The 11,626-nt window shown below is 41.8% G+C and carries 10 protein-coding genes; 4 read left to right on the top strand and 6 right to left on the bottom strand.

The features are described from left to right. Window positions 1–42 precede the first annotated feature (42 nt). From C4S38_RS06315 to C4S38_RS06300, 4 genes are read right to left on the bottom strand one after another with little or no spacing between them, the layout of a single operon-like run. A complete protein-coding gene (locus C4S38_RS06315; RefSeq protein WP_103983012.1) occupies window positions 43–786 on the bottom strand; it encodes a shikimate dehydrogenase family protein in 744 nt (247 codons plus the stop codon). 21 nt (window positions 787–807) lie between these two features. Beyond that, window positions 808–1,548 (bottom strand): bifunctional demethylmenaquinone methyltransferase/2-methoxy-6-polyprenyl-1,4-benzoquinol methylase UbiE, encoded by a 741-nt coding sequence (gene ubiE / locus C4S38_RS06310; protein ID WP_103983011.1) that lies wholly within the window; start codon window positions 1,546–1,548, stop codon window positions 808–810. A gap of 3 nt (window positions 1,549–1,551) precedes the next feature. Then, entirely contained in the window at window positions 1,552–2,502 is a 951-nt protein-coding gene (locus C4S38_RS06305) for a phosphoribosylaminoimidazolesuccinocarboxamide synthase (RefSeq protein ID WP_099463303.1), read from the bottom strand. A gap of 12 nt (window positions 2,503–2,514) precedes the next feature. Next, the gene (locus C4S38_RS06300) at window positions 2,515–3,513 is read right to left on the bottom strand and encodes a PhoH family protein (protein WP_099463302.1); all 999 of its coding nucleotides are present in this window, start codon (window positions 3,511–3,513) and stop codon (window positions 2,515–2,517) included. Window positions 3,514–3,612: 99 nt separating this feature from the next. On the opposite strand from C4S38_RS06300, the gene C4S38_RS06295 reads away from it, so the two are divergent. Next, window positions 3,613–4,272, top strand: coding sequence for a DUF5715 family protein (locus tag C4S38_RS06295; protein ID WP_103983010.1), 660 nt, complete (start codon window positions 3,613–3,615; stop codon window positions 4,270–4,272). Between the two features lie 61 nt (window positions 4,273–4,333). Beyond that, window positions 4,334–5,731, top strand: coding sequence for a class II fumarate hydratase (gene fumC / locus C4S38_RS06290; protein WP_099463300.1), 1,398 nt, complete (start codon window positions 4,334–4,336; stop codon window positions 5,729–5,731). 2 nt (window positions 5,732–5,733) lie between these two features. On the opposite strand, the gene ilvA is transcribed toward fumC, so the two are convergent. Next, on the bottom strand, window positions 5,734–6,933 hold the full coding sequence (gene ilvA, locus C4S38_RS06285; RefSeq protein ID WP_103983009.1) for a threonine ammonia-lyase: 1,200 nt from the start codon (window positions 6,931–6,933) through the stop codon (window positions 5,734–5,736). Window positions 6,934–7,046: 113 nt separating this feature from the next. On the opposite strand from ilvA, the gene C4S38_RS06280 reads away from it, so the two are divergent. Further along, the gene (locus C4S38_RS06280; RefSeq protein ID WP_103983008.1) at window positions 7,047–7,403 is read left to right on the top strand and encodes a thioredoxin family protein; all 357 of its coding nucleotides are present in this window, start codon (window positions 7,047–7,049) and stop codon (window positions 7,401–7,403) included. A gap of 148 nt (window positions 7,404–7,551) precedes the next feature. Here C4S38_RS06280 and C4S38_RS06275 read toward each other — a convergent pair whose 3' ends face one another. Next, window positions 7,552–8,868 carry an anaerobic C4-dicarboxylate transporter family protein gene (locus C4S38_RS06275; RefSeq protein WP_103983007.1) on the bottom strand — a complete coding sequence of 439 codons (1,317 nt, stop codon included), beginning with the start codon at window positions 8,866–8,868 and terminating at the stop codon, window positions 7,552–7,554. A gap of 81 nt (window positions 8,869–8,949) precedes the next feature. Between C4S38_RS06275 and galB the strand changes: the two genes are divergently transcribed. Then, a complete protein-coding gene (gene galB, locus C4S38_RS06270) occupies window positions 8,950–11,457 on the top strand; it encodes a beta-galactosidase GalB (protein ID WP_394340842.1) in 2,508 nt (835 codons plus the stop codon). The last annotated feature ends 169 nt before the right edge of the window (window positions 11,458–11,626 follow it).

Below are 11,626 nucleotides of genomic sequence, written 5' to 3'. Positions count from 1 at the left end.
CTTGTCTTGCCGGATTTTGATGCTTCCCTTTTTCCATACAAGTTATTTCTGCCAGATTTCCCAAGCGGCAAAAGCTTGTAGCAGGAGCATTTCAAGTCCGTTTTTAACTACTGCCCCTTTTTCTTTCCCTTTCTTCATGAAAAGAGTTTCGTCCGGATTATAAAGTAAATCGTATAATAAATGATCCGGTGTAAGCATGTCATAAGGAATGTCCGGGCATGTATTGATATTTGGAAACATTCCGAGTGGAGTTGTGTTTACGATTACGGTGTATTGCTCCATTGTTTTTGGAGTAATTTCATCGTAGGTGATACAAAACTTTTTCGGAGTGCGTGAGACTAAAGTTGCACCTACACCTAGCTGTTTTAATCCTTGGAATACGGCTTTGGAGGCTCCTCCGGTACCAAGTATTAGTGCTTTATGGTGTGTCTCTTTTAATAATGGTTCGATAGATTGTTTGAACCCGATAATATCGGAATTGTAACCCTTTAATTTAGTCTTTCCAAAAAGACCTTTTGAGAATTTAATAACGTTTACCGCACCGATCAAGCGTGCGTCTTCATCCAAATCATCCAGATAAGGGATAATTTGTTCTTTGTACGGAATAGTGACATTCAGTCCGTTCAATTCCGGATTTTCCTTTAAGACGTTTTTTATATCTTTGATGTTCGGGATTTCGAAGTTGATATATGTTGCATCTATCTTTTCTGCTTCAAACTTTTGATTGAAGTATGTCTTCGAAAATGAATGTCCCAGAGGATAGCCTAATAATCCATATTTCTGCATAGTCTTTTCAAATATTCGTTACTATTTAGTGCCTGTGTATAATGAACAAATTCCGAAGGTGAAGGTTTGTACATGTGCATCGGTAAAACCTTGACGGCTTAGTAAACCGGTCATCACCTTTCCCTGCGGAACAACTTTTATAGATTCCGGCAGGTAACTGTATGCTGATTTTTCTTTAGAAAAAAATCTACCTACGTTAGGGATAACTAATTTTGAATATAAGCAATAAAGCTGTTTTATCGGGAAATGTTCCGGTGTGGACAATTCCAGAATCATAAGATGACCACCGGGCTTTAGCACACGATACATTTCTGCAATCCCTTGTTCGATATTCTCGAAGTTGCGGACTCCAAAAGCGGCGGTTACAGCATCGAACGAGTTATCCGGATAAGTCAATTTTGTGCAGTCTTGCTGCTCAAATGATATATATTCCGAATAACCGGCTTTTGCTACTTTTTTGCGGCCTACTTCCATCATTCCTTCGGATATGTCTGCTCCTGTAATATGCTGAGCTTTCAATGTCTGATACATGGAGATAGCCAGATCGCCGGTTCCTGTGGCAATATCTAATATGGTTTGCGGAGAAAAAGGGCGCAGAAAAGCAATGCCTTTTTTGCGCCATCCTTTATCTATGCCGAGTGATAATGTATGATTCAGTAGGTCGTATTTTCCGGCGATGTTATCAAACATACGCTTTACCTGCGCTCCTTTGTTTTCTTCGTTATTATATGGAAGAATTTGTTCTGAACCGTACTTCGCCATACCTTATTTATTTTTCAAATATTCGGTTACGTTCTTTTCGATACGACTGGTTAGATTGTCAGTGTCGACTTTTACGAACTTTTCACCCGTGATGTGTTCGAATAATTCTATATAGCGGTCGCTGATACCTTCTACAATGGCCGGTGTCATCTCGGGAACCTTTTGTCCTGCTTTGCCCTGGAATCCGTTTTCCATTAACCATTCGCGCACGAATTCTTTGGAAAGCTGTTTTTGCGGTTCACCTTTTTCAAAACGTTCTTTGTAGCCTTCCGAATAGAAGTAACGGGAAGAATCCGGTGTATGAATTTCATCCATCAGATAGATAGTGCCGTTGCTGGTTCCGAATTCGTATTTGGTATCTACGAGGATAAGTCCGCGTTCTGCTGCAATTTCGGTTCCTCGTTTGAATAAAGCCATCGTGTACTTCTCTAGCAAAGCATATTCTTCAGGCGTAGCCAATCCCTGAGCCAAGATTTCTTCTTTAGAGATGTCGGCATCGTGTTCTCCTATTTCAGCTTTTGTTGTCGGTGTGATGATCGGTTCAGGGAAACGTTCGTTTTCACGCATACCTTCCGGCAATTTTACACCACATATTTCGCGTACGCCGCTTTTATAAGTGCGCCAAGCACTACCACAAAGGTAGCCGCGTACGATCATTTCAACAGGAAATCCTTTGCATTGTACACCAACGGTTACCATTGGGTCCGGAGTTGCAAGTTTCCAGTTCGGGCAAATATCGGTTGTAGCGTCAAGAAACTTGGCTGCAATCTGATTCAACATTTGTCCTTTATAAGGAATACCTTCCGGCAGAACAACATCAAATGCCGAGATGCGGTCGGTTGCAACCATTACCAGAACTTCATTATTAATGTTATATACATCGCGTACTTTACCGTGATATACGCTTTTTTGTCCGGGGAAATTAAAGTCGGTTCTAACTAACGCCTTCTTCATAACCTTTTTAATTTAATTAGTTATTATTGTAGATTCCTTTTTCTTCTCTTTTGATTCTTTACTTTCTTTCTTGCGCTTGTCGTCAAATTTATCATAAGCTTCAACAATACGTTGTACCAACTTGTGGCGGACAATATCCTTTTTGTTGAATTCTATTTTTCCTATTCCGTTTACACCTTTAAGTATGTTCATGGCCTGGATAAGCCCGGAAGTTGCTGTAGGAGGTAAATCTATTTGAGTAATATCTCCGGTTACAATCATTTTAGCATTCATACCTAAACGGGTCAGAAACATTTTTATCTGATGCGTAGTTGTATTTTGTGCTTCATCCAGAATAATAACGGCATCATTCAGTGTGCGTCCGCGCATAAAAGCAAGAGGCGCAATTTGTATGATGTTGTTTTCCATATATTCTTTCAGTTTGGCTCCGGGTATCATATCTTGCAAAGCATCGTACAAGGGTTGTAAATAAGGATCTAGTTTGTCTTTCATTTCGCCTGGTAGAAATCCGAGCTTTTCTCCGGCTTCAACAGCTGGGCGACTTAATATGATTTTGCGGACTTCCTTGTTTTTTAACGCTTTTACAGCTAGCGCTATAGCTACGAATGTTTTGCCCGAACCGGCCGGCCCTGTGGCAAATACAAGATCGTTTTCTTCGAATGCTTTTACCAGCTTTTGTTGGTTATCTGTCCGGGCAACGATAGCTTTACCGTTCATTCCGTGTATAATGAGGTTTTCCTGCTTGGTTATGACAGGAGCTTTCCCCTTCACAATATCAAGAATTACATCTTCCGTAAGAGAATTGAATTCTTCGCAATACTTTTCGACTTCGCGGATTTTCTTGAGGAAAAGTTCAGACTCATCTTCGTCGCCTATTACTTTCATTACATTTCCACGGGCAACAATGCGCAATTTCGGGAACAGAGTTTTAATTAACTGCATATTTGCATTGTTAACTCCATAGAAAATAACCGGGTCTACGCTTTCCAGGATATAAATTCGTTCAATCATTCAGAAACCATCTTTTATGGAACACAAAAGTAGTAATATTATGAATCCGATGGTACTGTGTTACGTTTTTTCTTTATTTTTGTCATTCAAAAATGAAACATGATGAAATATACGATAAATGCTCTACTGTTGCTAATAGCTTTTTCTGTAGTAACAGCCTTTCCTTCCTGTAAAGAAAAACGTGGCGAACTGAAAAAAATATGGTATAACGGAAGCTACAACCGCGATTTTAAAGACTTGAACGATGTTCATTTGGCAGAGGCCCAACGTTTAGGTATTGAACCGGTTTCCTCCAGAGAAGAGGCAGAAAAGGCATCAAAGAAGATGGAAGAAATAGAAACTAATGATTACTATGAAATAGAAGAGTTAAAACACTCTATTCCTTACCTCATTCCTCAGGCTGCTGATCTGTTGGAGGATATCGGTAAAAACTTTCAGGATTCGTTGTATAATTTGAATGCTCCTAAGTATAAAATATTAGTTACAAGCGTAACCCGTACGGTAGATGATGTGAAGAAATTAAAAAGAAGAAATTTTAATTCTTCGGTTAACTCAGCCCATCAATACGGAACTACTTTCGATGTTTCATGGGCCAGATATACTAAAATTGACGAGAAAGATACTTTGAATATAGATAAAGACCGGTTGAAGATGGTTCTGGCTTCAGTTCTTCGTGATTTACACAGGCAAAACCGTTGTTTTATAAAGCATGAACGTAAACAGGGATGTTTCCATATTACTGTGCGTGATGCAAATTAAATTTTCGTAAAGAGAACATTTCTTTCCGGTAAGAAGTTTTAATAATAAAAAAGGAATTAAAATGGATTATCGGATAGAGAAAGATACGATGGGAGAAGTGAAAGTTCCTGCTCAAGCTTATTATGGAGCACAGACCCAACGTAGTGTGGAGAACTTTAAGATTGCCCGTGGAACAGACCGCATGCCTGTAGAAATAATCGAAGCATTTGCTTTTCTGAAAAAAGCTGCTGCTTTAACGAATAAGGAAGCCGGTGTTTTATCTACTGAGAAATGCGACCTGATTGTTCAGGTTTGTAATGAAATTCTGGAAGGTAAACTGGATGGTAGTTTTCCTTTGGTCGTTTGGCAGACAGGCAGTGGGACGCAAACGAACATGAATGTAAATGAAGTCATAGCCAATCGTGCACAGGTATTGACCGGTGGAAAACTTACGGATAAAGAAAAAATACTGCTTCCGAATGACGACGTCAATAAGTCTCAATCTTCAAATGATACTTTTCCTACTGCAATGCATATTGCTGCATATAAAATGTTGGCCGAAACGACTTTGCCCGGATTAGAAAAACTTTATCATACGCTGTTACTTAAAAGCCGGGAGTTCATGCCGGTTGTAAAGATCGGGCGTACACATTTTATGGATGCTACCCCATTGACATTGGGGCAGGAGTTTAGCGGTTATGCAGCCCAGCTTGAATATGGAATCTCAGCTGTGCGAAATTCATTATCACATATATCGGAATTAGCTTTGGGCGGAACTGCTGTCGGTACGGGCATTAATACTCCGAAAGACTATGCCGAAAACGTAGCCAAGAAGATTTCTGAATTAACCGGATTGCCATTTGTTACCGCTCCGAATAAATTTGAAGCATTAGCTACGCACGACGCACTAGTCGAGGCTCATGGAGCATTAAAAAGCGTTGCTGTCAGCCTGATGAAAATAGCTAATGATATCCGTATGTTGGGTTCAGGCCCGCGTGCCGGAATAGGAGAAATACATCTTCCTGAAAATGAGCCGGGGTCATCTATTATGCCGGGAAAAGTCAATCCGACCCAGTGCGAATCTTTGACGATGATTGCCGCCCAGGTGATGGGGAATGATGTGGCAATTTCCATTGGCGGATCTAACGGACATTTTGAACTGAATGTGTATAAGCCGATGATTGCATATAATTTTTTGCATAGTGCCCGGTTGATAGGAGAAGGCTGTACCAGTTTTAATGATTACTGTGCAGTAGGAATAATACCGGTAACGGCAACGATCCGGAAACATTTGGACGATTCTCTGATGCTTGTTACGGCTTTGAATCCGAAGATCGGCTATTATAAAGCAGCGGAAATTGCACAGAAAGCATATAAAGAAGATAAAACCTTAAAACAGGCTGCCATAGAATCAGGTTATCTTACAGCAGAAGAATTTGATAAATGGGTTGACCCTGCAAAGATGGTAGGCCGCGAATAATTTTATATGGCGACAATTTTATAACCGGCAATAGCCAGCGCTTGTCTGATTTCGTTAATCTGGCGCTGGTCGCGTGTTTCCATTTCCAAACGAAGATAACAACCATTGATGTCGGTTGTGTGACTTACCCGTTCGTGATATACGGAGACTACATTTGCTCCCAGCTCCGCTATGATCTGGGAAACTTGTTGCAATTGTCCCGGTTTGTCCACCAATTCGATTGTCATGCTACATGAGCGCCCCGATTTTTGCAAACCACGCCCTATTACCCTGGATAGGATATTCACGTCTATATTACCTCCTGATACCAGACATACAACGTTTTTCCCTTTGATAGAGACTTTGTTGAACATAGCAGCAGCTACTGCAACGGCGCCGGCACCTTCCGCAATTAGTTTCTGCTGTTCGATAAGGGCGAGTATTGCTGTAGATATTTCGTCATCGGTAACGGATACAATTTCGTCGACGTACTTCTGGCATAAATCAAAAGTATGCAATCCCGGTTCTTTCACAGCTATTCCGTCTGCTATAGTACGGACTGTTTCTAATCGTTGTATCCTACCTCGTCCGATAGATTCGGCCATGCTTGGTGCACCGTTTGCCTGTACGCCATACACTTTTACATGTGGCGCCAGTTTTTTGATAGCATATGCAACACCTGAAATAAGTCCGCCTCCGCCGATAGGCACAATTACAGCATCTAGTTCCGGTAATTGTTCCAATAACTCAAGTCCTATTGTTCCTTGGCCGGCTATTACATCTTCGTCATCAAAAGGATGAATAAACGTATAGCCTTCTTCGTCTCTTAATTCCAAAGCCTTTTTATAAGCATCATCATATACGCCTTCAACCAAACAAACCTCGGCACCGTATCGTTTGGTTGCCTCTATTTTAGAAATGGGCGCATTATCAGGCAAACAGATTATTGAACGGATATCTTGCGAACTGGCAGCCAAAGCAACACCTTGGGCATGATTTCCGGCAGAGCAGGCCACAACACCCTTTGCTTTCTCTTCTTCTGTTAGTTGGGATATTTTGAAGCAAGCTCCGCGAACTTTAAAAGAACCGGTTGTTTGCAGGTTTTCCGGTTTCAGGTATATGTTGCATTCCGGATTGATATTTGGTGCTTTTATAAGGTCTGTGCGCCTTATTACTGTTCTTAATGCAAATGAAGCCTGATATATTTTGTCGAGTGTGAGCATGTTGCTGTTGTTAAAACGATGTGCAAAAGTATAAAACTTATGTGTATTATATCAGTCTTACCATAACATATTTCTTATTACCTTTGTTATATATACAATAAAAGAAAAGAATCATGGAAGTAACAAACTTGACAAAAGATGATTTCATAGCCAGAGTCGGGAACTTTGAAGCGGACCCGAAAGATTGGGAATATATTGGTGATAAACCGTGTTTGGTAGATTTTCATGCCCCATGGTGCGGCTATTGTAAACGTCTGAATCCATTGTTGGACGAGATGGCACAGGAGTTTGACGGTAAGATTTATATTTATAAAGTAGATGTAGATCAGGAAGCAGAGTTGGAAGCTGCTTTTAATATCAGAACCATACCTACTCTTTTGCTCTGTCCTGTAGGTAAACCTAAGGAGCAGCTTTTGGGTGTTATGGGTAAACAGGAATTAAAGAAACTGATAGAGGATAAATTATTATAACATCGGGATCATTTTTACAAATCATCCTGATGTTTTAAGAAAATGATCCCGATGAAGTAAAGTGGAGATTATTGTGATTTAATTGTTTTAATGATCGGAGGCGGTTTTCTTGTATAAGAAAGCCGCCATCTTTTGTTTAAGCATTTCTTTAAAATAGTTGTATCAGCAATAACCCTAATGCTACCGATACGCCGGTGGCGATTAACCCCGGCATCATGAATGAATGGTTCAGGATATACTTGCCTATATGCGTTGTGCCGGTACGGTCAAAGTTGATGGCGGCAACAACAGTCGGGTAGTTCGGGATAAAGAAGTAACCATTGACTGCCGGAAAAAGAGCTATCAGCATATAAGGAGAAATGCCGAGGGCAATACCTAACGGCAGCAAAGCCCGAACGGTGGCAGCCTGGCTGAATAATAAGATTGACATCAGGAATAGTGCCAGTCCGAATAACCATGGCATAGCTGTTACCGTACTTTCGATGGATGCTTTCAACTCGGTCATATTTCCTGCAATGAAAGTATCACCCATCCAGGCAATACCGAAGATTGCTACTACTGCCTGCATACCGGCGGAGAAGACAGAACCTTGTACTGCTTTTATTCCGTCCGTTCGGGTAATTAATAAAATCAAAGCTGCAGCCGATAGCATTAGTATCTCTATAATATAAGCCATGGAAAGCGGCCTGGCGATTCCATCGGTTGTGAATACTGGGCGGAGGCTTTCTATAGAACCAAACAGAATGATTCCTATTGTTGCCAGGATGAATAAAACAACGGATATAATAGCGGAACGCTGATTTTTTACGTCTGTCAATTCGTAATGTTTAGTATTGAATTCGCCATCGGCTAAACGTTTCTGATACTCCGGATCGTTTACTAACTCTTTGCCTACTCGAAGCGAATAAAAAGCTCCGGCAAAAACACCGGCCAGCGTACAAGGAACCGAAATCATCAGTATATTAAATAAGGAAATATTAAAACCTTGTGCTGTGAGCATGCTAAGTAATGCTACGGTAGCCGCCGAGATAGGACTGGCAGTAATGGCTTGCTGGGAAGCAATTACCGCTATGCCTAACGGGCGCTCCGGCCGGATTTTTGTTTCTGTTGCAACCTCTGCAATCACGGGTAGTACCGAATAAGCCACGTGCCCCGTTCCTGCAATGAAAGTAAATACATACGTAACGATAGGGCTGAGGATTGTGATCTGTTGCGGATTTTTACGAAGTAGCTTCTCCGCCCACTTAACCATCAGATCAAGTCCTCCGGCTGCTTGCATACAACTGGCGGCAGCAATAACGGCAACAATCATCAGCATTACATCAATTGGCGGTGAAGTTGGTTCCAGTCCGAAACCAAAGGTCAGAATAGCAAGGCCTACGCCTCCTAATACACCTAATCCTATACCACCGAGACGGGCACCTATTATAATTGCAATTAAGACGAAGGCAAGTTGTATCAGCATGTTCTTTAAAATGAAGATTTAGTTTGTATTGCGTGCAAATTTAATTATTTTTGTTGCGCTATGAACTACATAAACACAAAAATGAGAATGAAAAAGATCTGTTTAGTCTTATTGGGGCTATGCGGTATGTTGACAACTCTGCCGGCACAAGTGCGCAATGAATTTCTTTTGGAAAAGAACTGGAAATTTACGCGAGAAGACAATCCCGAATTTGTTAATCCATCCTTCAACGATTCTAAGTGGCAGTCTGTCACTGTCCCTCACGATTGGGCTATTTACGGCCCTTTTAGTGCGCAGAACGATAAGCAGGATGTTGCTATTGCCCAAGACGGACAAAAGGAGGCTATGGAACATGCCGGACGTACTGGTGGTTTGCCCTTTGTTGGCGTAGGGTGGTATCGTACGCAGTTTGACGTACCACAGTTTGCTCCCGGAAAGCGGGCTTTTATCCTTTTCGACGGAGCGATGAGCCAGGCTAATGTATATATTAATGGTGAAAAGGTCGGTTACTGGCCATATGGTTATAATTCTTTCCATTTTGATATAACCAAGTATCTGAAACCGGGTGAAAAGAATACCTTGGCTGTCCGTTTGGAAAATTTACCGGAATCTTCCCGTTGGTATCCGGGTGCCGGATTGTACAGAAATGTGCATGTGATTGTAACAGAAGATGCTCATATCCCGGTGTGGGGTACGTATGTAACTACTCCTGAGGTGAATAAACAGTTTGCCAAGATCAATGTGCAAACAAAGGTAGAATTACCGGAAGGCGCTGATCTTTCAAAGTACAGCTTGGTAACAAGTATATGGAATCCAAATAAACAGAAGTTGACCGAGACAACCACTTCACTGTCGCAACTGCCATATAATAATGGTTCCGTTAATCAGGAATTCATAGTCAGGACGCCTACTCTTTGGTCTCCCGATATGCCTGCTTTATATGTGGCCGAAGCCCGTCTGTATGAAAGTACTGCATTAAAAGATATTTATTCAACGCCTTTCGGAATCCGTTCCATTGAGATTATTCCTGAAAAAGGTTTCTTCCTGAATGGAGAGAAAACAGTATTCAAAGGTGTTTGTAATCATCATGACCTCGGGCCTTTGGGTGCAGCTGTGAACGATGCGGCTATCCGCCGTCAGATACGTATCCTGAAAGATATGGGTTGCAATGCCATCCGTACTTCACATAATATGCCTGCACCGGAATTGGTAAAGGCTTGTGATGAAATGGGCATGATGTTGATGGCCGAGAGCTTTGACGAATGGAATGTAGCCAAATGTAAGAACGGTTATAACCTTCTTTTTGACGAATGGGTGGAGAAAGATTTGGTGAATCTGATCCATAACTTCCGTAATAATCCGAGTGTCGTTATGTGGTGTATCGGTAATGAAGTGCCTAATCAGTGGAATGAAGGAGATTGCAAGATAGCCAAACGTTTGCAGGATATTTGTCATCGTGAAGATCCGACTCGTCCTGTAACTCAGGGAATGGATGCTCCGGATGCGGTAGTAAACAATAATTTTGCCGCTGTTATGGATGTGGCTGGATTTAACTATCGTCCACAGCTTTATAAAGTGAATTATAAGAAACTTCCGCAAGGCATTATACTTGGCAGTGAAACGGCTTCCACAGTAAGTTCACGTGGCGTTTATAAGTTTCCGGTAGAGCGTAAGGCGATGGCTGTGTATGATGACAACCAAAGTTCTTCGTATGATGTAGAGCATTGCAGTTGGTCTAATTTGCCGGAAGACGACTTTATCCAGCATGAAGATTTACCTTATTGCATAGGCGAGTTTGTATGGACTGGTTTCGATTACCTGGGAGAACCGACCCCTTATTATACCAACTGGCCAAGCCATAGTTCGTTGTTTGGTATCATTGATCTGGCCGGTATTCCGAAGGATCGTTATTATCTGTATCGCAGCCATTGGAATAAAGCAGAGCGTACATTGCATATTTTGCCTCATTGGACCTGGTCGGGACGCGAAGGAGAAACTACTCCGGTGTTTGTTTATACCAACTATCCGTCTGCAGAACTCTTTATCAACGGAAAAAGCCAGGGCAAGCGTACGAAAGATTTGTCAATAGGTATCGACAGCAGTTATACTGATGCTGCAAAGGCGGCTTTTGAACGTCAGAAGCGTTACCGCCTGATGTGGATGGATACCAAATATGAACCGGGAACGCTAAAGGTGGTTGCTTACGATAAAGATGGTAATGCTGTTGCCGAAGAGGAAGTGCATACTGCAGGTAAACCTCACCATATTGAACTTACGGCCGACCGCAAACAACTTACGGCCGATGGTAAAGACCTTTCATTCATAAATGTGAGGGTAGTGGATAAAGACGGCAATTTGTGCCCGAATGATACACGCCAGATTAAATTTGAAGTGCGCGGCGCCGGTTCTTACCATGCGGCAGCTAATGGTAATAGTGCCAGCCTGGAATCGTTTCAGGCTCCCCATATGAAATTGTTTAGCGGGCAATTAACTGCTATTGTCCAGACCTCGGAACAACCGGGTATTATCTTCTTTGAAGCTTCGGCACCCGGCGTAAAAGGGGCCAAGATCGAATTGATTAGTAAATAGTTTGCAATTACATAAAGCAGGATGCCTACCGGAAGTAATTCCGGTAGGCATCTGTTGTAATTTACATAAGCATGTAATTAAGTTTATATAGGCACCTGAATTAAAAAAGTTGCGCAGCTTTAAACAGGAAGCCTTGTAGGTTTGGGTCGGCAACTGCGCAGCTTTTTTC

It is taken from the genome of Parabacteroides chinchillae (assembly GCF_900108035.1).
Classification (GTDB): Bacteria; Bacteroidota; Bacteroidia; order Bacteroidales; family Tannerellaceae; genus Parabacteroides; species Parabacteroides chinchillae.
This window is presented reverse-complemented; position numbering and strand designations above follow the sequence as displayed.

Coding starts and splice junctions, on each gene's coding strand:
- C4S38_RS06315 (WP_103983012.1), bottom strand. CDS start 786: ATGCAGAAATATGGATTATTAGGCTATCCTCTGGGACATTCATTTTCG.
- ubiE (WP_103983011.1), bottom strand. CDS start 1,548: ATGGCGAAGTACGGTTCAGAACAAATTCTTCCATATAATAACGAAGAA.
- C4S38_RS06305 (WP_099463303.1), bottom strand. CDS start 2,502: ATGAAGAAGGCGTTAGTTAGAACCGACTTTAATTTCCCCGGACAAAAA.
- C4S38_RS06300 (WP_099463302.1), bottom strand. CDS start 3,513: ATGATTGAACGAATTTATATCCTGGAAAGCGTAGACCCGGTTATTTTC.
- C4S38_RS06295 (WP_103983010.1), top strand. CDS start 3,613: ATGATGAAATATACGATAAATGCTCTACTGTTGCTAATAGCTTTTTCT.
- fumC (WP_099463300.1), top strand. CDS start 4,334: ATGGATTATCGGATAGAGAAAGATACGATGGGAGAAGTGAAAGTTCCT.
- ilvA (WP_103983009.1), bottom strand. CDS start 6,933: ATGCTCACACTCGACAAAATATATCAGGCTTCATTTGCATTAAGAACA.
- C4S38_RS06280 (WP_103983008.1), top strand. CDS start 7,047: ATGGAAGTAACAAACTTGACAAAAGATGATTTCATAGCCAGAGTCGGG.
- C4S38_RS06275 (WP_103983007.1), bottom strand. CDS start 8,868: ATGCTGATACAACTTGCCTTCGTCTTAATTGCAATTATAATAGGTGCC.
- galB (WP_394340842.1), top strand. CDS start 8,950: ATGAGAATGAAAAAGATCTGTTTAGTCTTATTGGGGCTATGCGGTATG.